Here is a 23,455-nt window from a genome sequence, read left to right as displayed (position 1 = left end):
ATCACCTCCGGTTGATTTAGGTAACCCGAACTTAAAAAATTTTGCATAGGCTCAAAAAGGCCCGCAGAACCGGAAACGGTTTCCCCTCAGGAACGAGCGGAGGAGCAACAACACGACGAGTCCGAGGGCGTACGGAAGGGCGACTATGAAGAGTTTGAACAGGAAGTAGAGTATCCCTAACAGGATTAGCAGGTCGAGGATTCCGTAGAAGCCCCCAAACGGGTAAAAGGTTCTGCCGTAGTAACCTCTCCTTCCGTAGCCCCTGCCCATTCCCCGCGGCATCTTTGAACCTCCAACCAATTAAAAGAAAGAGGAGAACTCACCACCAGCCGTAGAGCCAGCGGAGGATTCTCCTGCTTGGCTGGCCGGTCCAGGGGCAGTAGCCGAGCCTCGCGCCCCAGCCTCTTCCTCCTCTTCCCCAGCCCCGGCCGAAACCGCGTCCGAAACCTCTACCGCGTCCCCAGCCTCTTCCCCAGCCCCTTCCCGGGCCGAAGCCGTAGCCGTAGGGCGGGTAAGCCGGGTACGCTGGGGCGGTCGGGGTCGCGGGAGTTGTGGGTGCGGCGGGGTACGGTCCGTAGGCCGGTGCTGGAACGGCAGTGCTCGCGCTCGGGGCGCTTCCGCTGGTAATGGCTTTGATGGCCTCCTCGACTGGGGTTCCTGGAGTGACCTGGTAGAGCCTTATGCCCGCGGCTTGAATGGCTCCAAGGGCATTCGGGCCGACCTGCGGGGCGACTATTGCCTCAACGCCCTCGTTGATGAGGGTCTGAACTGCCAGCGGTCCGGCACCTCCGGCGGCGTTGGCAGCGGGGTTCTGAATGACCTTCTCGTTGGTGACGTTTCCGTTCTCGTCGACATCAACTATGAGGAACGCGGGCGCCCTCGCGAAGACGGGAGCAACGGTATCGTTCAGTCCTCCTCCGTTGGTAGGTATCGCAATCTTCATCTTTACCACCTCCTTCCTTCTGTTATTTTGTGCATATGCACAGACTTATAAACTTTTCGGCGACCCTAACGCGTGAAGCGCCCGTCGTCCCTCGCCTCTGAAAGTTTGTGGACGTTTTTCTCAAGCCATCCGATTCTTTCAACCCGGTGAACATCGAATTCCGGCACGTAGGGCTTTATATCAAGCAGGGGAGTCCCGTCGAGGACGTCAATGTTCTCCACAGTGAGCCGCCTTCCCCGAACTTCGAGCAAACGCACAACGGAGAGCCCTATCGGGTTCGGTCTGCCAGGTGCCCTCGTCGCGAAGACGCCGTGCCCCTCGTCGTCCATGTACGGCCTGACGATTAGCTCCCCGGGCCTCGCGAGGTGGAAGTGGTAAATCAGGATTACGTGCGAGAAGCCCTCGATGTCCTTCAGCCCGTCCGCGTACTCCGGGAACACCTCCACGGTTCCGCGAATCCCCTTCGCGGCCGAAGGTTGAATCGGAACTCCATTAGGCTCTCGGAAGGGGCTGTGAATGACCCCAATCGGCCGGTAGCAGATTTCCATGGTACCACCGCTCTCCCTTGGGGCTCCGGCTTAAGCCCGTTTGGGTAAACAATAATGCTTATCAAAAACAGAAATGTTTGCGAAAAACGTTTAAACTCAAGCTCGGTATCACTTTGGGTGATATCATGGTTGGCCCCTTCAGACCGAAGTCCGAGCTCTTCAGGGTAGTGTGGCGCGAGGGCGAGGACGGGGTTCCAGAGTTCGCCACCTACGTGGATGGGGAGTGGCTGTTCACCGGCAGAACCGCGGAAGTCAGGAGCCCGATTGACGGGAGCGTCATAGCTCGCGTGAGCCTCGCCGACGGCGACCTCGCGAGGAAAGCCGTCTCCACGGCATACGAGAGGGGCAGGTCTGCCATCAGGGAGACCCCCGGGGACAGGCGCGTCAAGGCCTTCCTGAAGGCGGCGTGCCTCATAAGGGACGCGTTTGAGGACTTCGTCACGGCGCTCATCCTTGACGCCGGGAAGCCCCTCTCCAACGCGAGGGGCGAGGTCAGGGCGACGGTTGAGAGGCTTGAGAAGACGACGATGGAGTTCAGGAAGCTCGTCGGCGACTACATACCCGGCGACTGGAGTGAGGAAACGCTGGAGAGTGAGGGCATAGTCAAGAGGGAGCCCTACGGGGTGGTTTTGGCGATAAGTCCCTACAACTACCCGCTCTTCATCTCGGCCACGAAGGTGATACCCGCGCTCCTCGCCGGAAACGCGGTCCTGCTCAAGCCTGCCTCCCTCGACCCGCTCGCGCCGCTGCTCTTCACGAGGGTTCTCCAGCTCGCCGGGATTCCTCCCAAGGCGTATCAGCTCCTCACAATCCCCGGGAGGCTCATGGACTCCGTCGTCGCGGACAGACGCATAAGGGCGGTCACGTTCACCGGCAGCACCGAGGTCGGGGAGCACATCCTCGCGGTCGGGGGGATAAAGGCCTACCACATGGAGCTCGGCGGCAAGGATCCGGCCATAGTGCTCGACGACGCACCGCTCGAGGAGACCGTCGAGAAGCTCGTAAAGGGCATGGTGAGCTACTCCGGCCAGAGGTGCGACGCGATAAGGCTGATTATAGCGGAGAGCGGCATCTACTCCGACCTCAGGGCAAAACTCGTCGAGGAGCTGTCAAAGATAGAGCCCAAGAACCCGCTCGAGGACGAGAACGCCGTGATGGGCCCGCTGATTGACGAGAAGAGCGCCGAAGCGATTGAAGAAGTCTACAGGGATGCTGTGGACAAGGGCGCCGTCCCGCTGACGAAGTTCAGGCGTGAGGGAACCTACGTCTGGCCGGTCCTCCTTGAAGTGGACAGGGAAACGCTCCAGAAGCTCAGGGCATTTCAGGAGGACGTCTTTGGCCCGCTGACGCTCCTCGTTAAGGTCAGGAGCGACGAGGAAGCGATAGGCGTTGCCAACTCCTCCCGCTTTGGGCTCGACGCGGCGGTCTTCAGCGGGAGCGACGAGCGCGCGAGAAAGGTCGCGAGGAAGCTTGAGGTTGGCGCGGTGTTCATCAACGAGTTCCCGAGGCACGGCATAGGCTACTACCCCTTCGGCGGCATGAAGGACAGCGGAATCGGCAGGGAGGGCATAGGCTACTCCCTCGAGACCCTCACGACGACGAAGACCATCGTCAAGAACTACAGGGGCAAGGGCATCTGGAGCTACATGTGAACTATGAAAACATTTCTTTTTAACGAAAACCTTTTTAGTTGCATAAATTGTTTAAGCCAAGGCTCTAAAACTTCTACATCAACGACAAGCCGACCGGCGCGATAGTAGGCAGACAGCCCTTCGGAGGCACGAGGCACAGCGGAACGAACGACAAGGCCGGCTTCTGGCTCAACCCGCGGACGATTAAAGAAACCACCGTCCCGGTCGAGGACTGGGGGAGGCCGTTCCAGCCCGTGTAAACACTTCTGTTTATTTAAACTTTTTTGTTTACGCAAATTGTTAAAAATATGCCGTGGGGACTTATGTCGGTGGTCCCAGTGGGATGGTCGAAGGTAAGTGGGGCTCTGACGTTGATGCTGATGTTTCTGGTTGTTTTGTCGGTGTTCTCAAGCGGGTGCATCTCCGGTTCAGGAACCCAGAAAACCTCCACGGACACGTCTTCTTCAGGATACCTCACCGTCACGGACATGTCTGGGAATTCCATCAAGATTAAAGAACCCGTTAATAAAATAGTCTCACTCTACGGAATAGCCACTCAGGTTATCTACCTCTTCGGCGTCACTCAGGGAAAGAAAGTGGTCGGGAGCACGCCCCTCGCGCTACACGACGGGTTCATTCATCTGGTAGACCCGGGTTCTGAGAAGAGGATGGTTTTCGTTGGCAGTCCGCGCAAGGCAAACGTTGAGACAATAGAAAAACTCAACCCGGAGGTCGTTTTCACGGCCTACTGGGGAGACCCGCGACTGAACGAGCAGATTGAGTCACTCGGCATTCCCGTCGTGGTTCTCAACCTTGAGAGCGTCAAGAACTTCACAAAGGGTGTTGAGATAATCGGTAAGATTCTCGGGGAGGAAAAGAAGGCGAGTGAGATAGTATCTTTCTACGAGGGGGCGGTGTCATTTGTGACGAACAGAACCTCGAAGTTGCCCGGTTCAAAGCGTCCAAGGGTCCTCTTACTCGAGTACAGCATGAAGGACAAGGTCTTCAAGGCACCGGGCAGGGACTTCTTCCAGAACAGGCTGATAGAAATGTCAGGGGGAATTAGCGTCTCCGCGAACCTCTCAGGTGGATGGAACGTCGTGGATGCCGAACAGGTTGCCAAGTGGGACCCCGATATCATAATAGTGGTAAGCTATTGGCCAAAGTTCCCAGCAACAAAGGCCAAGGAGGAGATACTCAGTGACCCTGCATGGAAGGCCGTGAAGGCCGTGGAGGATGGGAAGGTCTACGCGATGCCCAACGACGGGGAGAGCTGGGACTTTGGGCCGAAGTGGGTCCTTGGTCTCTACTGGATGGCGAAGCTCTTCCATCCATCCCTCTTCAGCGACTTGAACGTTACCGCAAAGGCTGACCAGCTTTACAGCAAATTCTACGGGATAAACCCGAAGGAGGTTAAAATAGTTGGGGATATGCCATGAGGAGGCGTTTTCTCTATTCGCTGATTTTTTCATTGGTTTTCCTGCTTTACCTGCTCACCGGCAGGTACCTTTTCCTACCCCTCCCCTCAAACGGGGTTGAGAGAACGATACTCGTGGACATACGCCTGCCCAGGGCAGTGGCCGTTTCCTTATCTGGAGCGGCCCTTGCCACGGCGGGATTGGCCCTTCAGAACGTTTTCAGAAACCCTCTAGCGGGCCCCAACATCGTTGGAGTTACCAGCGGTTCCGCCTTTGGGGCAGTTCTGGCGATTCTGTACCTAGGATTTAACCCGCTAACAATACAGCTCTCTGCGTTCATTGGGGGAATACTCGCCTTGGTCATAGTGTGGAGACTGCAAAGGCTAATTCGGGGTGGGACTCTGGGCCTTGTTCTCGTTGGCATGGCGGTTTCGGCGCTCTTCCAGGCCTTCGTCGGGTTCGCCAAGTACGTTGCGGACCCCTACAACAAGCTTCCCGCGATAACCTTCTGGCTCCTCGGTAGCTTTGCGGGCGTGAGGTGGGGTGATATCGTTCCCTTCACCGCACCGATGCTCGTGGGAACGGTCGGGATAATCCTACTCCGCTGGCCTCTTAACGTCATGAGCCTCGGCGATGAGGCCAGGGCTCTTGGGCTTGACATCAGCAGGTTCCGGGCCATTTTCATAGGGCTCTCGACCCTATCAATCTCCGCAACGACTGCCGTCGCCGGCATGGTCGGATGGGTTGGCCTGATAGCTCCCCACGTGGCGAGGCTGATTGTAGGCCACGACAACCGCTCCCTCGCCCCCGCTACCGCTCTGGCAGGGGCCGTTATCATGCTGATATGTGATGACATCGCTAGGAGCCTCACACCGGGGGAAATTCCTATAGGAGTAGTGACGTCTCTCGTTGGTGGTCCGCTCCTCCTCTTGGTTCTCTCAAAGAGCAACTACATTATCAGGAGGCGCTGGTGATGCTGAACGTCAGCGATGTGAGTTTTTCCTACGGCAGTGGAGAAGTGCTGAGGGACGTGACTTTCGAGCTCGATGGTGGGGTTGGCTGTCTGCTCGGTCCCAACGGGGCTGGAAAGAGCACCCTGCTAAAGTGCATTGCCGGCGTGCTGGCGCCTCAGAAGGGGAGTATAGAGCTGGACGGGGTTGAGCTGACCTCCCTTGATTACCGGGAGCGCGCGAGGCTTGTGAGCTATGCGCCCCAGGAGTTCAACGTTGCCTTCCCCTACCGCGTTATCGACGTTGTTCTGATGGGAAGAAACCCCCACGTGAACCCCCTATGCGGGCCGGGGGATGAGGATGTTCGGATTGCTCTTGATGCCCTTCGAAATCTTGGCCTTGAAAAACTCGCGGAAAGACCGTTCAGCGAGCTCAGCGGCGGTCAAAAAAGACTCGTCATAGTGGCGCGTGCTATTGCCCAGGGCGGCAGGCTCCTCCTCTTTGACGAGCCGACTTCTTTCCTCGACTTCAGGAACCAGTACCTCGTCCTTTCCTTAATACAAAAAATCTCGAAGAAGCTCGATAAACTCACCCTCCTCTCCCTCCACGACCCGAACCAGGCTCTCGAGTTCTGCGACGTTATCTTCATGATGCGGCAGGGGCGAATCGTGGGCTGGGGTCCAACCGAAGTAGTGACCCCGGGGGACATTTCGCGCTTATACGATATGGATGTTGTGGAGCTGAGGACTGATGGGAGGAGGTTAATCCTTCCAGGCAAAGGTTTTATTGAGGCAAAACGATGGATTGGAGGTGGTTGAATGCTACTCGGAAAAATCAAGCGCGAAGCTTTGAGGCTCGCCGACGGCCTTGAGCTGGTGGACTTTGGGTTTGCACTTCCCTACACGTGGGTTCTCGTTGAGGGCGAAGGGGAGATGGCACTGGGGGTTGCGATGACCCTGCCCGAGGAGGTGCAGCGCTACCGAAACTCGATAACCGAGCCCTCGCTCGAGGCCTTCATAGGGAAGGCCGACAGTATAAACGCCATCGAGAGGACGCTCGGGCTCGCGGCCATAAACGCTGTCTCGCAGTACCACATAGACCTCAGCGGCGCGGAGTGGGTTGACGTGCTCGAGCTGATTCCCGAGAACTCCGGAAAGGTCGCCTTAATCGGCAACATGCCGCCCCTCGTGAGGGAGCTGGGGGAGAAAGGCTATGAAATCTACGTCTTCGAGAGAAACGCCCGCCTCTGGGACAAGGACACGTTCAGCGATGCCCTTGAGTACCACCTTCTGCCGGAGATGGATGCGGTGATAGCGAGCGCCAGCTGCCTTGTCAATGGAACGATAGATATGCTCCTCGAGAGGGCAAAGAGGGCGAAGCTCTTCGTCCTGACCGGACCGACGGGCCAGCTTCTGCCGGAGTTCCTCAGGGGAACCGGCGTGACACATCTCGCTGCGATGAAGGTTGTCGATATCAAGAAAGCCCTCCTCGGCCTCAAGCTCGGCTCCTTTAAGGGCTTCGAGGAGGGAAACAGGAAGTATGTGGTTGTGGTCATGTAAATATAATGCCATTCAAAAAGAGCAGAACGATGGGGGACCATCCTGTATAGCAGTGAACTTTTTCATAACTGAGTTGTACAATAACAAAATTTATAACGAACGGTAGGCATTAGTCTATGAAGGGGGTGACACATCATGAAAAAGCTTGCGGGAATGCTCCTTCTCTTGATTCTCGTTGCAGTGCCAGTGACCGCCGCGGCATTCTCACCGCAGTCTGCTTCAACGGTTGCAGGGCTCACACTTAGGTACTACAGGAGCTACACCTCAATGGTCCAGACGTTTAACTCCACGTACCAGAAGGCGGTACAGGTGGGCGTTGATAACCAGACCCTTTCCAAGGCCATTGCACTCTACGAAAACGCCACCAAGGAAATCGCAGTCGCAAAGAACCTCTCAAACGGCGGTTGCATCCTTGCCAGCCTTGGGGACTACTTCGTGTTCCTTCACGTTAGACTTGCCTACGTTGATATCACCAATGCAATTAATCTCCTGCAGAATGCAATTGCCGCAAAGGAGAACGGGAGCTGATTCAGACTTTTCGTTTTTTCATTTCATAACGAACTCCCACAGCCTCTTAAAGAACTCCGTTTTTCTGCCCTTTTCCGTCACGAAGCGAAGAACCCTAAGCTCTTCAAGGGCTTCTTCTTCGATTTGAACCTTTCTGCCCACTTCCCTCACGTCCCTGCTTTCTGCAAGGGCGTTAACGACCTTCCAGCCGTCTGGAATGAGGCTGTTGAAGTACCGCTTAAGCCACCTTTCGTCAATCGAGCGGACGAAGAGCTCGCCCTTGCGGGAGAGGCGGTAGTAGGTGTGGTGCTTGTGAACCTCGAAGGCCTTCTTGAAGCGCGCCCTGCTTCTCTTTATCGCGCTCCCCGAGTCGCGCTCAATCAACCCGAGCTCGAGGAGGTCGTTTATCGCATCTTCGATGAGTTCAAGGGGTAAACCGCTCACCTTCGCCATCATCTTGGCGTAGTCAACGCCTGCTTTCTTCAGATGGGCGAGAACGTAGAGGTGAACCGGCAGGAGCTCAAAGCCTCGGTAGGAACCGGGGCGTTCTTTCTGCATATTCCCGCCACCCATCGCCGAACCGCTCCTCAAGGACCTTCTCTTCATCGCCTATAAACTTCACCACGGCGAGCCAGTAAACCAGGGGTAAGCCGAGCATGAAGCCGCATATGGTGAGGGAGAAGCCGGGGATTATCAGGAGACCCCAGATTGAGTATATCGGATGCCTGACACGGGAATAACAGCCTTCAGTCAGCAGTTTGCCTTCTCTGTAAGCTCCTGAAACCTGAAGGTAGCAGATGAGCCACAGTGCGACTCCGACGATAACGAGAACCGCCCCAACTTCCGGGAATCTCGGAGTTCGGAGTCCAAGGGCGGAGTTCAGGTAGAAGGCGAGGAGCGCGTAGGGAAAAGTGAAAAGCGCCACCTTCGGCTCTATGCCCCAGAAGCGCATGGTTCACTCCTCGATTGGAGGCTTTTCGGCCTTCTTCGCCTGCACCTGCCCCCAGAGGTCGTCGAAGTTCTCAATGAGCCTCTGAAGGGCGAGCTTCAAATCCCTCGTCCTCGTGAAGAATGCGACCTTGTTGGTCTTGTCGCGAATCCTCAGGAAGTTCGGCCCCATTCTGAAAGCGGCGAGGACGTCAACGTCGAGGAGCTGGCTCACAACAGCCTTGAACTTCCTCGGGTCGCCGTGGCCCTCGTCGTGCTCCTCTTCAAAATCTTTAGCTTTGTTCGGCCTCTTCTCGATGAGCCTCACGCTCCCGTCCTCGCAGACCTCGTAGATTGCGAAGAACTCGGAGTCGCCGTAGTGCGCGTCTATCAAGTGTTTATCGTCCTCCATTCCGAACGCAACCTTGAGGCACCTCATGAGCATCACCGGTGAAAGCTCGATGGGCCCTTTAAAAAGATTTAGGGAAGCCTAATCACAGGTCGATGTCCTCGAACCACTGCTCGATTAAATCCTCTGGAATCTCCTCCTCTTCAACGTTCTCCTGCATAAACTCCCACATCTCGAGGTGCCTCCTCAGGATTTCGGCGTGCTCCCTGCTTATCTCCGCCAGCCAGCGGAAGAGCCTCCTCGTCTTTTCTGATTTAGCCCTCATGCTGAGCTCCGAGTAAAGCTTTGCCGTCGCTTCCTCCGCGTCGATGGCGTAGCGGTAGTAGTCCTCAACGGTCGCTTCTGGGTCGGCGAGTGCCTTCTCGAGAAACTCGAGGGCAACCTCGACCTCCCGTAGGCCCTTCGTGTCGGCCGGTATCTCAACGCCCTCGAGGAGCTTCGCGTTCCTCTCCGAGTGGCTCGCAAGAAGTTTCAGGTCGTCCCTGAAGTCCCTCGGGACGAGCGGAAGTAAGGCTCTGTAGACTTCAGCCTTCTTTTTCTCTAGCCTAACGACGCTCTCCATGCCCATCACCGAGTTTTAATAACCTTGAGTGAATAAAAATCTTTCGCGACTTTCGTGATTATGCACAAAGCTTAAAAGGAATTCGGCTTCCCTAATTTCCGGAGGTGAGAGCTTGCAGATAGCCGTGAGCGGTGGAAAGGGAGGAACCGGAAAGTCAACCGTCGCGATTAACCTCGCGGTCGAGCTTGCGAGGCGCTTCAAGCTGGTCTTAGCTGACTTGGACGTCGAGGCGCCGAACGACCACCTGCTCCTCGGCGTTGAGCTGGCCGGGGAAGAACCGGTGAACCAGTTCATGCCGAAGTTCGACTACTCAAAGTGTACCAAGTGCAGGAAGTGTGCGGAAGTCTGCGAGGAGCACGCGATAATAACCCTGAAGGACGGGACGCCCTTTCTCATGCCGAACCTCTGCTCGGGCTGTCGGGCCTGTGAAATAGTCTGTCCCGTTCCCGGCGCTATTCAGGAAGCCTTCCGCGTCATCGGCCACACCTACGTGACGGAAACGCCCTACGGCTTTACCCTCGTCACCGGGAAGCTGAGGGAAGGGGAAGAGCGCTCGATGCCCCTCGTCGTTGAGGCCAAGAAGAGGGCAAGAAACCTCGACTACGAGCTCCTGATGGTTGATACGGCGGCAGGAACCGGCAACACCGTTTCGAAGGCCATAGAGGGGTCAAGGCTCCTCATAGCGGTCACTGAGCCGACCCCGCTCGGAATCCACGACACCGAGCTCATCCTTCAGCTCGGGAAGCTGATGGGCCTCAACACCTGGGTCGTGGTCAACCGCTCGGACCTCGGTGACGTCGGGAAGGTCAGGGAGATAGCCGAAAGCTACGGCGCCGAGGTCGTCGCTGAAATTCCCTACAGTGAGAACATCGTGAGGAGCTACGTAAGCGGAAGGCCGATAGTTCTGGAGGACGTTCCCGAGGCGAAAATCTTCCGCGAGCTGGCCGAGAAGGTTGCCGGCTTCCTCGGAGGTGATGAGTGATGCAGGTCGCCATTGCGAGCGGTAAGGGTGGCGTCGGGAAGAGCACGATAACGGCGTCGCTCCTCTACTTCCTAAAGGATAGGTACAGGCTCATCGCGGTCGATGCAGATGCCGAAGCGCCGAACCTCGGCCTTCTCCTCGGCGTTGAGGAGTGGGAGGAGGAGCGCGAGCACATCGGGGCTAAGGTCGCCAGGATAAACACCGAGACCTGCGTCCGCTGTGGAATCTGCTACGAGCGCTGTCCCTACGAGAGCATCTACATCGACGAGGACGGTAACTACATCGTCAACGAGCTCACCTGCGAGGGTTGCAACGTCTGCGGCCTTGTCTGCCCAGTTCCGGGCACTATAACCCTTGAGCAGGCCCGCTCCGGCGTCATCAGGAAGGCAACCACCAAGTACGGCTTCCCGATAATCTCGGCCCAGCTCGACGTCGGCAGGCCCGAGAGCGGTAAGCTTGTCACCGAGGAGAAGGAGTGGGCGAAGAAGCTGATGGACGAGCTCAACCTGGAGCACATGATTGTTGATAGCGCGGCGGGAATTGGCTGTCAGGTGATAGCGAGCATAGGTGGGGCCGATTTAACGATACTGATTGCCGAGCCGACGCCGGCCTCGCTCAGCGACGTTCAGCGTGCCTACAAGGTCGTCCAGCACTTCAGACAGCCGGCTTACCTGATAATCAACAAGGCCGACCTGAACCCGGGCTTTACCGCCCTTAGGGAGTGGGCCGAGGCCGAAGGAATTCCCGTTATCGGCGAGGTTCCCTACGACAGGGCCATTCCGAAGAGCATGGCGATGCTTAAACCCGTCGTTGAGGCCTTCCCCGACAGCCCGGCGAGTAAAGCGCTCAAAGAGATTGCCGAGAGAATCGCTGAGGAAATCCTTGGCTGATTTCCCTTTTCTTTTAACCCAAACCTTAAAAGCCTCCCTCCGTAGTTTCTCCGGTGGTAGCGATGGTTGAGAAGGAGATGGAGAAGCTCGCTTACGAGTATCAGCTCCTGCAGGCGCAGGCCCAGTTGCTGGCCCAGAACCTTGAGCTCCTCACCCTCGGAAGGGACGAGTTTAAGGCCGTTAAGGAGACGCTGGAGGAGCTCAAGAAGACCGAGGGGGAGGTTGAAATCCTCGTTCCGATTGGGGCCGGTTCCTTCCTCAAGGGCAGGATAACCGACAAGGAGAACGCGATTGTGAGCGTTGGAGCCGGCTACGCCGTCGAGAAGAACCTCGATAGCGCCATCGGGTACCTCGAGGAGCGTATAAAGGAGTACGACGAGGCAATCGCGAAGACCCAGGAAGCTCTGAAGAAGCTTGAGGCCCAACTCGGTGAGCTCGCGAGGAAGGCCCAGGAGTTGCAGGCGACCAAATCTTAACGATTGGTTACGATTCTTGGTGTTCTATTCTTTTACTTTGCCCCCAAAAGGTTAAAGATTTAAGCCCTTTCGCCGATGTTCGGTGATGCGTCGTCTGAAGTCTAAGAAGTTCACATTACTGCTCTTCCTCCCCCTCGTGCTCCTTGTGACGATAGGGTTAGCTGTTCCTAACATCACCCTTGGGGTTCAGCCTATCACAAGCGGTAGCTGTGAACTAAAGAGTCCAGTAGGGTGGGCGACGATAACCCTTCACTGGTCAAAATCAGGAGGGTTGATACAAAGGTGGACCCTCACCGGGGCCTCCGTTGTTTTCTCCAACGACGTGAGTGGGCTGGTCAATTTCACCGCCAGAATTGAGATTTTAGGATACCGTTCCCTTGGTGATGCTTATCCAACCCTCGATGTCGTCAGAGCCACGTTCTCGACGAACTCAGGTATCTCAGCCGGGGCAGTGTATCAGCTCACGTTGAACGCCAGTCCTACCTACATTGTGTCCCCTTTCTTAAATTCTCCGGAACCAGAGATTGTTAACGCAGAAGGGACAGTAACTGGAGGAACTACTCTGTGCCCGGGGAGGATTTCCATTACATCGGAAGGAATTGGCATTGGCTCTGCTTCCTACTCTCCTCTACCCGTGGGCGTTCCCCAGATAAACGTGACGATTAACAACACCGGAAACCCGGAACTGAGGGACTACGTGGTTAACTTCACGGTTTCTCCCTCGTGCATCCTCAATCTCTCAAAGGTTTACGTAACGGATTCCTCCGGAAAACAGCTGTACTTCTGGGCATTCAACGACTCGGCAAACGGTAAAATATGGTTCTGGGTGAACTACACCGTGCCGGCTAACTCCGTGCGGGAGATAATAATACACCTCAACGGAACGGGGACAAGTCAGTATTTTGACCCAAACAGGATATTTTGGAACTTTACCGGGAATTTAGGGCTGTCCGAGATGACGTTACACCAGATTGGTGTGAATCTTTCAAGGATTTCCGCACTTGGATACACAGGCTACGTCATTGATACCTATGCCAACTTAGATATTCCTAATAGCTATCATCCAGGTCCGATGTTTTTGGGATTTTATCGGTATAGGAGGGGTATCTACTATCTGTATGGAATCGGTATCAATTACTGGATATCATTTTCAACGTTATCTTATTCATATCAGCTCGGGTCAGTTACGCTTGCGGGCACCAATCCAAGTCAGCTTAGCCTATGGTCGTATAGTGTGGTGAATGACAACATTCCACTATCCTCAAGTGGATTGTATTCAGTGGCCTTCAACAATCTGACTAAAAACATAGGCATTTATCTAAACGGGACCTTCCTTGACTCTACTAAAGTTAGAGGAACCCTAATTCCACCCATCTTGGGGCAGTACAATGCCAATAGTGGCAGTCACTACTACTGGATTGGCGTCCGACCCTTTGCGAGCAGTCCCCCCAGAGTATCCCTCCCCGCAACGTGTTCTGCTCCTTCCAGTGGGGCCTACACTTTCACCCTCTACTTCCGCCCCTGATACCACTCCACCGTCTTCTTAAGTCCCTCTTCGAGGCTCCACTCGGGCTCGAAGCCGAGCTTCTTGATTTCCGTTATATCCGCGAGGCTGTGCCTTATGTCGCCTGGCCTCGGCTTGTCAAAGATTATCGAGCTCGTCGTCCCGGTTATCTCGATTATTTTCATCGCGAGTTCGAGAATGCTCGTCTGTTTTCCGGTTGCAACGTTGAAGATCCTTCCGTTGGCACGCTTGCTCTCGGCCACGAGAAGGTTGGCCCTGACGACGTCCTTCACGTAGATGAAGTCGCGCGTCTGCTTGCCGTCGCCGAAGATTACGAGGGGCTCTCCTGCCAGGGCCTTGTTGATGAAAATGCTTATCACTCCCGCGTACTGGTTGAAGCCCTGCCTTGGCCCGAAGACGTTGAAGTAGCGGAGCGCAACGACCGGTAAACCGTAGAGCTCGTGGTAAACGCGAAGGTATTCTTCAACGGTAGCCTTCGTCACGCCGTAGGGCGAGAGCGGTCTCGGCCGTTCTGTTTCTTTTAGCGGGAGGTTGGGGTTGTCACCGTAGACAGAGGCGGAGGAGGCGAAGATTAGCTTTCCGTGTCCATCAAGAAGAGCCCTGAGGATGTTGAGGGTTCCGAGAACGTTGACCTCCTCGGTGAAGACAGGGTCACGTATGCTCTCGACGACGCTCACTTGGGCCGCCTCGTGGAAGACGTAGTCGGCGTTGCTCACCAGTTCGGCTATCGCCTCGTAGTCCCTTATGTCAGCCTTAACCAGCTTCGCCCCGGGCGGAACGTTCTCGGCTTTACCTGTGTAGAGGTTGTCAATAACGATAACTTCGTTGTCCTTGACCAGCTCCCAGGCTATGTGCGAGCCTATGAAGCCGGCTCCCCCGGTGACTACGATTAGCTTGTTCCTCATGTTCAACCCCAGGGGAGTAGAACCGGGCCCCTTAAGTCTCTTTCTCCGAGTAGCTCATCCTGAGCTTCACGGCCTTCATCAGGTCCTCCTTCGTGGGGGGCCTCTCGGGAACGTTTGAGTAAGCGTTAACGAGGTCGTTTATGATAATGACGAGTTTTTCAAGGATGTCCTTACTCTTGTTCCAGGGCGTTGCGTAGCGGAACTCGATAATCTCCGCAAGGTCGTCCAGGGTGAACTCGCAGATTACCTTCTCGCTGGGACACTCAACGAGAAGCAACTTGCCGTTTTCCAGGACAACCTTAACGTCAACCTTGGGGGCCTTCACCATTGGGCATCACATTACTACATTGGGCACCAACGTACTTTAAGGTTGTGCTCCGTAGCGTTGAAACTTCGGGGCCAGGGGGACACTAAATTGACATTGTAATGTTAACTTCGAAACCATTATAAGGCCCTTATTGACTTAAACTTTGGTAAGGAGCCATGCCGAGCTACATCGTTGTTGGCGGTCAATGGGGAGATGAGGGTAAGGGTTCTATCATAGCGTACCTTGCCCTGAAGGACGAGCCCGAAGTCATAGCGCGCGGTGGCGTTGGGACGAACGCCGGACACAGCGTTTTTATCAACGGAAAGAAGTACGCGGTGAGACAGCTCCCAACGGGTTTCATGCAGACCAAAGCGAGGCTCCTCGTTGGGGCCGGTGTCCTCGTTGACCCGGAGGTCTTCTTCCACGAACTCGAGCATCTCAGGGACTTCAACGTCGCCGAGAGGGTTGGAATAGACCACCGTTGCGCGATAATCGAGGAGAAGCACAAGCAACTCGACCGCTCCAACAGCCACCTACATGAGAAGATAGGAACGACGGGAAGCGGTTGCGGACCTGCCAATGCAGATAGGGTCATGAGGAGGGCAAAGCTCGCGAGAGATATTCCAGAGCTCGAGCCCTACCTAACGGACGTGGCGGAAGAGGTAAACGATACGCTCGACGAGGGGAAGCTCGTCCTCATCGAGGGAACCCAGGGCTTTGGGCTGAGCCTTTATTATGGAACTTACCCCTACGTGACCTCCAAGGACACCACGGCCTCAGCGATAGCGAGCGACGTCGGAATAGGCCCGACGAGGGTTGACGACGTCATAGTCGTCTTCAAGAGCTTTCCGACGAGGGTCGGTGCCGGGCCTTTCCCGACGGAGATGAACCAGGAGGAAGCGGAAAAGCTTGGTCTCGTCGAGTATGGAACCGTAACCGGCAGGAGGAGGCGCGTCGGCTGGTTCGACTTCGAGTTCGCCCGCTACTCCGCGAGAATCAACGGGGCAACTATGATAGCGCTCACGATGCTCGACAAGTACGATAAGAACGCCTTCGGAGTAACCGATTACGATAAACTGCCGAAGAAGGCGAAGGAGTTCGTGGAAGAAATAGAGGAGAGGGTTGGAGTTCCTGTAGGGCTCATAAAGACCGGGCCCGAGCTGGAGCACATCATCGACAGGAGAGACGTCATTTGACGGCGTACTTGCCCTCGACCTGGGCCAGTTTAATCTTTGAGGTGATGCCGCTTCCTGGAATGAAGTCGTGCTCGATTAGCTCCCCGGTTAGGGTGTTGTACTTGCCGAAGTAAATTCCCCTCCTTCCAATCCCTTTTATTCCCGCGTAGCCCTCCTCGATGTTGTGAGCCACCCACTCAACTTCAATGGAATCTCCGTAGGTGGTCCTAATGAACTCCTCAAACGACTTCGCTATTGTGCTTTCGATGTACTGGTAGTCAAAATCGAGAACCTCCCCGCTCGTCCTGTGAACCGTCAGCCTTCCAAAGGCCTTTACACCGGTGAACTCTACCTCCCAGTGGTTGGACAGCTTGAGGCCCTCAATCGAGGGGCTCGGCTCAACTTCGCGGATTTTGGAGAGTGCAATTTCCTCAACGACCTCCTTCTTGAGGAAGCGGTCGAGCTCCACAACTTCGCCAGAGCGGGAGACGAAAACCTTAACGACGTTCCTGTCCCCCTCAAGCGTAACTGTGAACCCCTCTTCGGATTCCTCGATGAATATCGGCGCGAATCCCCGGTACTTCCTCAGTGCCACTTCCACTGCGATGTTCTTCTCAATCTCCAGATCCTCTTCGAGTACTCTCCCAGTTTCCCCCTCGTATGTTATGGACGCCCTGAACCCCTCTCCCTCGAACTCGGCCTTAACTATCCCGTGGTCTATTACGTGACAGGCCTTCAGTTCGAGGTTTTTTGCGACCTCAACGATATCGCCTGCGACTCTGCGCAGAACCTCAATGGGAGCACCAAGGTTGCTGGTCTCGAGGATGTTCCCGGTTCTCTGGTCGAGCTTTACAGTAAGCACGCCTTTCTCCGTGAGAAGGTCTATGAACACTGCGTTTGAACGCCTCTCAACACCTATTACCCTGGCTCCGTCGTACTTTGATAGGACGACCCCGAACATGGCCTCTTCGGTGAGTGCCGGATGGAATCTCCTGAGGCTTCCGCTGTAGGAGTTGAGCTCGACCTCGAAGAGGTAGCGTTCAGTTTTTCCCCTCATGACCGTAAAGCGGCCCCTTCTAACAACCTCGATTGAGAGGGGCTCCTCTCCTATCTCCGCTCTAACCACATCTCTCGCGAGCTCTGTGAGCCTCTCCTCGCTTAATGGTTCCGCCTCTGCACTCACGCGTCCCTTTTTAAAGTCAAACACAACCGTGGCCTCGTTCGGTCCCATTGAGAAAACCGCAACCGCAGACTCGGGAACGTAAGCCTTCCTCGAATGGACAACGCGAAGGTCGAGCCATTCCCTCTTTGCCGCCTCCTCGACTACGAACTTCCTGGGGTCTTCCCCTTCTTTGAGCCTGACCTCAGTTGCCAATACCGTTGCAACGTCTTCCAGCAGGACCTTCATTGCCAGACCTTTCAGCTCGCCCTCTGTTTTGAGCACCACTCGCTTCCCATCAACGAAGGCCTTGCCGCTGTCGCTTTCCCTCACCCAGGATACAATGTATACGGGCCTGAACTCGAGCCGTAGCTCTTTTAGTCTGGTTTCTTCCCTGGAGATGCCGTATTTGTAGGAGATGACGTTTTTGGCCTCATCAACGAGCTTTTTGCTGGACAGCGGCTCTACAAGAGGACCGTCGAGAACGAACTCCTTGAGAACGCCCTCTTCCTCGTATTCGCGGGGAAGGAACTTTTCAAGAAGTGTCCTCGGGGGCTCTATCGCATAGCGGTTAAAGGTCTCCGCGAGCCAGTCTGGACTGAGAACATTAACTCCCTCGAGACTGTACTCGAGCCCGTCAAGGGCTACGAGAAACGTTTTGTCCTCACCGCGTAGGGCCTTACGGAGCCAACTCTCTGGAGGCTTTCCCCGCAGTAACGCAACTGCCAGAGTTTCCTTTCCTTGGAACGGGTCCTCCCTTTCACCGGTGACTATCACGAGATGAGCTTTGCCCCTCCTCTTATACTCTCTTCTGGTTTCCCTGAAACCTGCCTTACTCAGAAGCTCGGCGAGTCCCTCAACTATGAAATCCTCTGGTGCGAGGGATATCATCGAAGGTTCCCATGACATGGCAACCCCCATTAGAGAATAGGCAGGGGAGAATAAATAGTTTATGGCTCGTAAAAAAGAGTTAATTATCACCCCGAGTAAGCCCTATCCACGAGCCACCGAACAATTGTTCCATAGAACTCGTCCGCCCACTCGGGGTCCTCGAATATCTCATGGTAAGCGCCTTCGAACTCCCTGAGCGTTTTGTCGCTTACCTTCAGCCTTTTAAAGAGCCTTCTCGAGCCTTCAGGGGGCGTTATCACGTCTCCTGTGCCAACTAGTAGGAGAACCGGGACTGTTATTCTCTCCACTTCGAGGTGCGCCAGCTCCATGTTAACGAAGATGCTCCTTCCGAGCTTCGCCGAAATCCTGTCGTGGACGAGCGGGTCCTCAACGTACCTCCTCACGGCATCTTTGTTCCTTGAGAGAAGTTCCGGTTTTATACCGTTGGAGAGGACCACCCCTGGGGCAACCTTTCCGAGGAACTTCGCGAGGACCACCATAAAGCCAGGCGTCTCGGGGCTCTTGGCGAGTGCAGGAGACGAAGCTATTACGCCCCGGATTTTATCGGGCCTCGTTTCGGCGTATCGGATGACGGTCAAACCGCCGAGGCTGTGACCGAAGAGGAAAGGCTTCTCACCTAATTCCTCAATTATGTAATCAATTATTTCCATAGCCTCTTCAATGCTTGTGTGGCCCCTCTTCCCAGGGCTCTTGCCATGTCCGGGCCAGTCGAAGGCGTAAACCGCGAAGCCGGCCTCGTTGAGCTCCCTAATCAGCCGTCCGTACCTGCCACTGTGCTCTCCAAGGCCGTGAACGAGAATGACCCAACCAAGCTTTGGTTCGCCGAACTTGGCCTTGTAAACCTCCATCTCAACCACCCAGCCAGACCCGCTTGAGCGGGAGAACGTCAAAATCTTCATCCTCACTAACTATCGCCTGAAGGCCGTTGTTCTCTATAACCGCAACGTGGAGGGCATCGGAGGGGCGGAGGTTGTAATTCATGATTATTTGTCTGGCGGTTAGATAATCGAAGACCGTTAGTGGGAGAACTTCAACGTAGGGAAGAACCTTCTCGTCTATGAACTCAATCGAGAGCTCGTATGGGACGCTGTACTTCTTCTTTGCGACGTGAATTGTCTCGTCAAGAACCAACGGGCTCGTGTAGAGGTCGTGATTCTCAATCAGTTTGGCATAGAACTCGATTATCTTTCTTTCGTCTTCAGGTGTCTTGGTCAGGAGGTAAACGAAAAGGTTGGTATCAATGAAGAGCTTCATTCCTCAATCCCCCAGACCTCGTCGAACTCATCTTCGAGACTTATCCCCTTGAGTTCTCCAAGCTTGGCAGGCTTGCCCCTGGCCCTCTTGTGCTTCCATTCGAGGAGCTCTTTAATCAGCTCCTCTTTGCTTTTCTTGGGCATGATTATCAGTCCTTTATCTGTAGGCTCAACTATGACCTCTCCCCCTTCCTTTATGCCGTAGGCCTCGCGAAAAACCTTGGGGATGACAATCTGTCCCTTGGGGCCGACCTTGAGACGTATGCTAACCAAAGGTATCACCCTGTATAACTCGCGGTTCAACAAAATAAAGCTTTCGAGAAAATAACTTAGGAGGAAAACGCGCTCTCCCTGAGTTTCTCGTTGATGAAGCGGACGAGTTTCTTAACGTCCCGTTCAATGGTATCGGGCTCGGGCTTCATGAGGACGTAGAAAACGTTGGTTTTGGGCGTAAGCGAAACGTGCTTGACGTTGTGGGGCTTTGAAAGGCTCTCGACGAGCTCCCTGAGCTTTATCACGTCCCTCTTCTTCTCGTAGAGTGCCTCGTACTCCTTGCCGGCTATCTCAATCGTCTCCCTCTGGAGGAGGTCCTCGTTCTCGATGTTCGGCTTCAGCCTGTAGTAGCCCTTCTGGATTAGGTGAGCCTCGCGCTTAATCTCGGCGAAGGGTCTGATTACGAAGTAAATCTTGTCGTGTCTGCTCGTAAGGAGCGCTATCGGGAAGTAGAGGAGGCTGTGCCTTGGCAGGAGCGTTAGCGTGTACTCGAACTTCCTGAGGTTGTCGCGGTTCACCTTATAGCTCGCCCTGAAGCCAATGTAGCCGCCGAGCCACACGTAGTCCTTGTCCTCGGGCTTTACAACTTCCTCGATTGAGCGAAGGTAGTGTTCCATCAGCTGAATGTTGAGCTTTCGACCCTTGTAGAATTGAATCGATGTCAGCGCGGCAACGACCATGAGCGCGAACAGCAAGGTTGAGCTAACTTCCATCACACACCACCTGGATGATATCTCTGAAGGGTAGTGTCATCGAGTATTTCAAACTTTTCTATTCCGGCCCCCTCAAGGGCCTTTATGATGTCCTTGATTATCCTCGCCTGAACCGGCCAGGCGAGGGCACTTGAAACCGGACCCGGGGGAGTGTTCCGGGCAAAGGCGAGGTATATCCGTATCCCCTCCTCCTCTTCAATAATCGTCGAAACGAGCCCCTCGCTCACGATGTCAACCCCGGTGAAGGGGTTCTTAACTGATTTCAGCAACTCAAGAACCTCCTCCCTCAAGAATCATTCCCCCGAGCCTTCTGAGCCATTCGAGGCCCCTCGGCTCCTCCGCGAACATCGGGAGCTTTATGACGTCTATGCCCCTGAACTTCCGCTCGACCTCTTCAAGGACCTTTTTCTGCGCCTCCATCTTGACCTTCAGCTCCGGAACCTCTTCCTTGAGCTGGATTACCTTGTTTACCACTATGAGCCTCAGCGGGACGTTGAACTTCTTCAGGCTCTCGTAGGCCCTCTCAGTCTCGTAGAGCGGGAGCATTTCGGGGTTCATCACGGCAACGACGCTCGTTTTCTCGGGGTCGGTTATCACTCTCTCGACGAACTCGACCTCCTTCCTGTACTGGAGGAGCTCCTTCATAACCGGGTCCTCCGCCTCGTCCTTGGGAAGCTTGAACTTCTCCCCGTCTATCTCGTACTCTTCCTCCCCCTTGATTTTGGCTATCGCCTTCCGCCTCTGGAGTATCTTGCGCCTTATGTCAATCAGCTTGTCGGCCCATATCAGGGAAATCCTCGGTAGGGCGAGAACGCGGAGCGTTAGGCCCGTGGGGGGAGTATCGAAGACGATAACATCCCACTTGTCACCTTCGCTCAGGATTTCCCTTATGGCCTCAAGCGTCGCGTACTCCTCGATTCCTGGGGAGTAGCTGAGGACCTCGAAGTACTTCTCGAGGTTTATGACGGTCAGGTATCGGTACATGTTCTTGAGGTTCTTCTCAAGGTGCTTGAGGTAGGCCTTAATCAGCTTCTCCATGTCGAGTTCGCTCGCGTAGAGGTTGTCGAGGATTTTCTTTGGCTTGTCGCTCAGCTTCTCCATGAGGACGTCGCCGAGGTTGTGGGCTGGGTCGAGGGAGACTATCAGCGTTTTATATCCCCTCTCGGCCAGTCCAACAGCTATTGAAGCGCTCGTCGTCGTCTTTCCGACTCCACCCTTTCCTATGACAAAAAGGACTCTGAAGCCCTCCTTGGGGACGAGGTACTCCCTCATGCTACCACCTCAGTCTATATCGAACATTCCGGCAACTTCCGCGAAGACGTCGTCGAGGTTCACAGCGCGACTCTCCATGACGCGGATTTCCTTGACCATGTGTGGCATGAGCCTCATGACGAGCGTGGTCGGCGGACTCGGGATTCCTACGAACGAACCCATCAGGATGAGCGCGAAGACGTTCTCAAGCTCCCTCAGCTCGAACTCTATGTACTCCGTCGACTGATGCTTGAAGGCCTCACTGAATCCCTTCAAGAAGTCGCGAATCTTCTGCAAGCTCTCACCTCCAGAAGGAAAAATTAAAGAACGAAAGCCTCAGCTGGCCATTGCGGCGTACTCCTCGACCGGTCTCCTCCATGCCGCGTACCAGTCGATGACGAGCATTATGTTCAGGAGCAGGCCGATGATGGTTATGACGCTGACCCAGATTCCTGGCTTGACGACAACGAGGAACCACACGAGGGCCGCCGTGACGGTAATCCACAGGAAGAGCGCCGGAATTATCACTGCCCACTTCCAGGCACCTTTCGGGTTCTGAACCTTTGCAACCCAGAGCGATGCTGTCATAAGGGCAATGCTGGCGAGCATCTGGTTCATGCCGCTGAAGGCCGGCCAGATAATGAGCCAGTTGCCTCCCCATGCCATGTAGATTCCAAAGACCACAAGGATTATCGAGGCAACCCATTTGTTCTTCAGGAACTCCGGTCCATGGGCCATCTCCATGATTTCCTGCCATGCAAAGCGGCCGAGCCTTGTGGCGGTATCGAGGGTCGTCAGCGCAAAAGCCGCTACCCAGAGGCTTGCGAAGAGTGCTCCCGCGTGAACGGGAATACCGAACGCGTTGTTGAGGCCGTAGGCGTAGCTCTTGGCGAAGATGCCAACCTTTCCGAGCTTGACGGCTTCAAAGCCCGCTGGAACTTGGAGTCCGAGCTTCTGAAGGAGCCCCGCTGTAACAAGGTTACCCTTTGCGCCGACTATTGGAGCGTAGACCTTGTACCAGTTGTCGGCCGTTATGGGTATCTTCAGGTCCTTGAAGACCTGGAAGCCGTACACCGCTATCGAGGATATAACGAGGGTCGAGAGGAAGCCCTCGGTGAACATTCCACCGTAGCCGACCATGAGGCCGTGGAGCTCGTTGTCAAGCTGTTTGCTCGTGGTTCCCGAACCGACTATGGAGTGGAACCCGCTCAGCGCTCCACAGGCTATTATGAGCGGAATCGTTGGCCAGAATGGTGAGGGCTTTCCGCCGACAACGTGGGCACTCCATGTGGTGAAAGCAGGTGCCGTGAAGGTTCCAGTGCCCTTAATGCCGACCACTATGAATGCAAGGCCGCCGAGAATCAGTCCGAACCACAGGATGTAGGCGTTAAGGTAGTCCCTCGGCTGAAGGAGAATCCAGACGGGCAGTGAGGAGGCTATGATAACGTACAGTCCGAGGGCGATGAGCCATGTGTGGGTGCTGGCGTGTATAGGGTACTTGAAGCCGATGTATATTGCACCTATGAGCATCAGGATTCCTATTACAGTACCAAGCTTGAAGTCAATCTGCCACTTGTAGAGGAGCAGTCCGAGGATTACCGCAACCAGCATGAAGAGCCACGATGCGGTTGCGGCTCCCGGAGTACTGACGAAGATGCCACTGATGACTGCTCCGAAGGCCGCGACGACGAGGACCAGTGAGAACCAGACGTAGAGCTCAAAGGCCATGCTCGTCCTCTTGCTCATCAGCTTCCCCGCAATCCACTGAACTGACTTTCCATCGTAACGCACCGATGACATCAATGCCAGATAGTCGTGGACGGCACCGATGAAGACGTTTCCAAACCAGACCCACAGGAGTCCCGGAAGCCAGCCCCACGCCATCGCTATGGCGGGACCGACGATAGGTCCAGCCCCCGCTATCGACGCAAAGTGGTGTCCGTAGAGAACCACGGGGTTTGCCGGAACGTAGTCAACGCCATCGTAGAGCCTGTGAGCGGGTGTTGGCCTGTTGGGGTCGGCCTTGACGACCTTGTTCTGCAGGGCCTTACCGTAGCTAAAATACAAACCGACGTAAATGGCCGCCGCTATCAATATTATTACAGCTGAGTTCATGGTTGCACCTCCATAGAGTATCTGCACCTTAATGTACATATTGCATACTTAAATGTCTTTCGGCA

General features: G+C 55.1%; 29 protein-coding genes. 11 read left to right on the top strand and 18 right to left on the bottom strand.

The features are described from left to right. Positions 1-51: 51 nt before the first annotated feature. From CS910_RS09345 to tsaA, 3 genes are all read right to left on the bottom strand, one after another. Complete coding sequence (locus tag CS910_RS09345) at positions 52-282, bottom strand: hypothetical protein (RefSeq protein ID WP_042690424.1); 231 nt, start codon at positions 280-282, stop codon at positions 52-54. A 37-nt stretch (positions 283-319) separates the two neighbouring features. Next, positions 320-943: a NifB/NifX family molybdenum-iron cluster-binding protein gene (locus tag CS910_RS09340; RefSeq protein WP_099211461.1), complete on the bottom strand. Its 624-nt coding sequence runs from the start codon at positions 941-943 to the stop codon at positions 320-322. Positions 944-1,008: 65 nt separating this feature from the next. Next, positions 1,009-1,491: a tRNA (N6-threonylcarbamoyladenosine(37)-N6)-methyltransferase TrmO gene (gene tsaA / locus CS910_RS09335; RefSeq protein WP_099211459.1), complete on the bottom strand. Its 483-nt coding sequence runs from the start codon at positions 1,489-1,491 to the stop codon at positions 1,009-1,011. A gap of 125 nt (positions 1,492-1,616) precedes the next feature. Between tsaA and gapN the strand changes: the two genes are divergently transcribed. The 6 genes from gapN to CS910_RS09305 all read left to right on the top strand — a co-directional run bounded on the left by gapN (position 1,617) and on the right by CS910_RS09305 (position 7,577). Continuing rightward, entirely contained in the window at positions 1,617-3,143 is a 1,527-nt protein-coding gene (gene gapN, locus CS910_RS09330) for an NADP-dependent glyceraldehyde-3-phosphate dehydrogenase (RefSeq protein ID WP_099211457.1), read from the top strand. A gap of 308 nt (positions 3,144-3,451) precedes the next feature. Beyond that, positions 3,452-4,561 (top strand): ABC transporter substrate-binding protein, encoded by a 1,110-nt coding sequence (locus CS910_RS09325; RefSeq protein WP_223211953.1) that lies wholly within the window; start codon positions 3,452-3,454, stop codon positions 4,559-4,561. Further along, a complete protein-coding gene (locus CS910_RS09320; RefSeq protein ID WP_099211453.1) occupies positions 4,558-5,514 on the top strand; it encodes a FecCD family ABC transporter permease in 957 nt (318 codons plus the stop codon). Before CS910_RS09325 ends, CS910_RS09320 begins: the two co-directional genes overlap by 4 nt. Next, a complete protein-coding gene (locus CS910_RS09315; RefSeq protein ID WP_099211451.1) occupies positions 5,514-6,308 on the top strand; it encodes an ABC transporter ATP-binding protein in 795 nt (264 codons plus the stop codon). Before CS910_RS09320 ends, CS910_RS09315 begins: the two co-directional genes overlap by 1 nt. Then, entirely contained in the window at positions 6,309-7,049 is a 741-nt protein-coding gene (locus CS910_RS09310) for a Rossmann-like domain-containing protein (RefSeq protein WP_099211449.1), read from the top strand. Between the two features lie 135 nt (positions 7,050-7,184). After that, the gene (locus CS910_RS09305) at positions 7,185-7,577 is read left to right on the top strand and encodes a hypothetical protein (protein ID WP_099211447.1); all 393 of its coding nucleotides are present in this window, start codon (positions 7,185-7,187) and stop codon (positions 7,575-7,577) included. Between the two features lie 18 nt (positions 7,578-7,595). Here the strand turns inward: CS910_RS09305 and CS910_RS09300 are convergent, their stop codons facing one another. From CS910_RS09300 to CS910_RS09285, 4 genes are read right to left on the bottom strand one after another with little or no spacing between them, the layout of a single operon-like run. Further along, positions 7,596-8,114: a DUF2250 domain-containing protein gene (locus CS910_RS09300; protein ID WP_394346605.1), complete on the bottom strand. Its 519-nt coding sequence runs from the start codon at positions 8,112-8,114 to the stop codon at positions 7,596-7,598. Beyond that, a complete protein-coding gene (locus tag CS910_RS09295; protein ID WP_099211443.1) occupies positions 8,077-8,508 on the bottom strand; it encodes a methyltransferase family protein in 432 nt (143 codons plus the stop codon). The genes CS910_RS09300 and CS910_RS09295 overlap by 38 nt, the downstream gene beginning before the upstream one ends. 3 nt (positions 8,509-8,511) lie before the next feature. After that, positions 8,512-8,922: a NifB/NifX family molybdenum-iron cluster-binding protein gene (locus CS910_RS09290; protein ID WP_099211441.1), complete on the bottom strand. Its 411-nt coding sequence runs from the start codon at positions 8,920-8,922 to the stop codon at positions 8,512-8,514. A gap of 55 nt (positions 8,923-8,977) precedes the next feature. After that, entirely contained in the window at positions 8,978-9,460 is a 483-nt protein-coding gene (locus tag CS910_RS09285; protein WP_223211978.1) for a ferritin family protein, read from the bottom strand. A gap of 106 nt (positions 9,461-9,566) precedes the next feature. Here CS910_RS09285 and CS910_RS09280 point away from each other — a divergent pair, with 106 nt between their 5' ends. The 4 genes from CS910_RS09280 (at position 9,567) to CS910_RS09265 (ending at position 13,327) form a co-directional block, all read left to right on the top strand. Continuing rightward, complete coding sequence (locus tag CS910_RS09280) at positions 9,567-10,436, top strand: P-loop NTPase (RefSeq protein WP_099211437.1); 870 nt, start codon at positions 9,567-9,569, stop codon at positions 10,434-10,436. Beyond that, complete coding sequence (locus tag CS910_RS09275; RefSeq protein ID WP_099211435.1) at positions 10,436-11,326, top strand: nucleotide-binding protein; 891 nt, start codon at positions 10,436-10,438, stop codon at positions 11,324-11,326. Before CS910_RS09280 ends, CS910_RS09275 begins: the two co-directional genes overlap by 1 nt. A 62-nt stretch (positions 11,327-11,388) precedes the next feature. Then, positions 11,389-11,802: a prefoldin subunit alpha gene (pfdA, locus tag CS910_RS09270; protein ID WP_099211433.1), complete on the top strand. Its 414-nt coding sequence runs from the start codon at positions 11,389-11,391 to the stop codon at positions 11,800-11,802. An 85-nt stretch (positions 11,803-11,887) separates the two neighbouring features. Then, positions 11,888-13,327 (top strand): hypothetical protein, encoded by a 1,440-nt coding sequence (locus CS910_RS09265; protein WP_099211431.1) that lies wholly within the window; start codon positions 11,888-11,890, stop codon positions 13,325-13,327. Here the strand turns inward: CS910_RS09265 and CS910_RS09260 are convergent. Then, positions 13,312-14,232, bottom strand: a complete 921-nt coding sequence (locus tag CS910_RS09260; RefSeq protein ID WP_099211429.1) for an SDR family oxidoreductase — start codon at positions 14,230-14,232, stop codon at positions 13,312-13,314. The genes CS910_RS09265 and CS910_RS09260 overlap by 16 nt on opposite strands. 31 nt (positions 14,233-14,263) lie before the next feature. Further along, positions 14,264-14,557: a hypothetical protein gene (locus tag CS910_RS09255; protein ID WP_158523833.1), complete on the bottom strand. Its 294-nt coding sequence runs from the start codon at positions 14,555-14,557 to the stop codon at positions 14,264-14,266. A gap of 158 nt (positions 14,558-14,715) precedes the next feature. Between CS910_RS09255 and CS910_RS09250 the strand changes: the two genes are divergently transcribed. Continuing rightward, positions 14,716-15,735 carry an adenylosuccinate synthetase gene (locus CS910_RS09250; RefSeq protein WP_099211425.1) on the top strand — a complete coding sequence of 340 codons (1,020 nt, stop codon included), beginning with the start codon at positions 14,716-14,718 and terminating at the stop codon, positions 15,733-15,735. Here CS910_RS09250 and CS910_RS09245 read toward each other — a convergent pair. The 9 genes from CS910_RS09245 to CS910_RS09205 form a co-directional block, all read right to left on the bottom strand. After that, positions 15,728-17,782 (bottom strand): hypothetical protein, encoded by a 2,055-nt coding sequence (locus tag CS910_RS09245; protein WP_099211423.1) that lies wholly within the window; start codon positions 17,780-17,782, stop codon positions 15,728-15,730. The two genes, CS910_RS09250 and CS910_RS09245, sit on opposite strands and share 8 nt — an antisense overlap. A 68-nt stretch (positions 17,783-17,850) precedes the next feature. Next, a complete protein-coding gene (locus tag CS910_RS09240) occupies positions 17,851-18,633 on the bottom strand; it encodes an alpha/beta hydrolase (RefSeq protein ID WP_099211421.1) in 783 nt (260 codons plus the stop codon). Position 18,634: 1 nt separating this feature from the next. Further along, on the bottom strand, positions 18,635-19,039 hold the full coding sequence (locus CS910_RS09235; protein WP_099211419.1) for a type II toxin-antitoxin system VapC family toxin: 405 nt from the start codon (positions 19,037-19,039) through the stop codon (positions 18,635-18,637). Continuing rightward, positions 19,036-19,311, bottom strand: a complete 276-nt coding sequence (locus tag CS910_RS09230) for an AbrB/MazE/SpoVT family DNA-binding domain-containing protein (RefSeq protein ID WP_099211417.1) — start codon at positions 19,309-19,311, stop codon at positions 19,036-19,038. Before CS910_RS09230 ends, CS910_RS09235 begins: the two co-directional genes overlap by 4 nt. Positions 19,312-19,367: 56 nt before the next feature. Beyond that, positions 19,368-20,024 (bottom strand): hypothetical protein, encoded by a 657-nt coding sequence (locus CS910_RS09225; protein WP_099211415.1) that lies wholly within the window; start codon positions 20,022-20,024, stop codon positions 19,368-19,370. Beyond that, positions 20,024-20,314, bottom strand: a complete 291-nt coding sequence (locus CS910_RS09220) for an iron-sulfur cluster assembly protein (RefSeq protein ID WP_099211413.1) — start codon at positions 20,312-20,314, stop codon at positions 20,024-20,026. Before CS910_RS09220 ends, CS910_RS09225 begins: the two co-directional genes overlap by 1 nt. Beyond that, a complete protein-coding gene (locus tag CS910_RS09215; RefSeq protein WP_099211411.1) occupies positions 20,295-21,296 on the bottom strand; it encodes an ArsA family ATPase in 1,002 nt (333 codons plus the stop codon). The genes CS910_RS09220 and CS910_RS09215 overlap by 20 nt, the downstream gene beginning before the upstream one ends. 9 nt (positions 21,297-21,305) lie before the next feature. After that, positions 21,306-21,572: a hypothetical protein gene (locus tag CS910_RS09210; RefSeq protein WP_099211409.1), complete on the bottom strand. Its 267-nt coding sequence runs from the start codon at positions 21,570-21,572 to the stop codon at positions 21,306-21,308. 39 nt (positions 21,573-21,611) lie between these two features. Next, positions 21,612-23,390 (bottom strand): carbon starvation CstA family protein, encoded by a 1,779-nt coding sequence (locus tag CS910_RS09205; protein ID WP_099211407.1) that lies wholly within the window; start codon positions 23,388-23,390, stop codon positions 21,612-21,614. Between the last annotated feature and the right edge of the window lie 65 nt (positions 23,391-23,455).

The organism is Thermococcus henrietii (assembly GCF_900198835.1).
Classification (GTDB): Archaea; Methanobacteriota_B; Thermococci; order Thermococcales; family Thermococcaceae; genus Thermococcus; species Thermococcus henrietii.
This window is presented reverse-complemented; position numbering and strand designations above follow the sequence as displayed.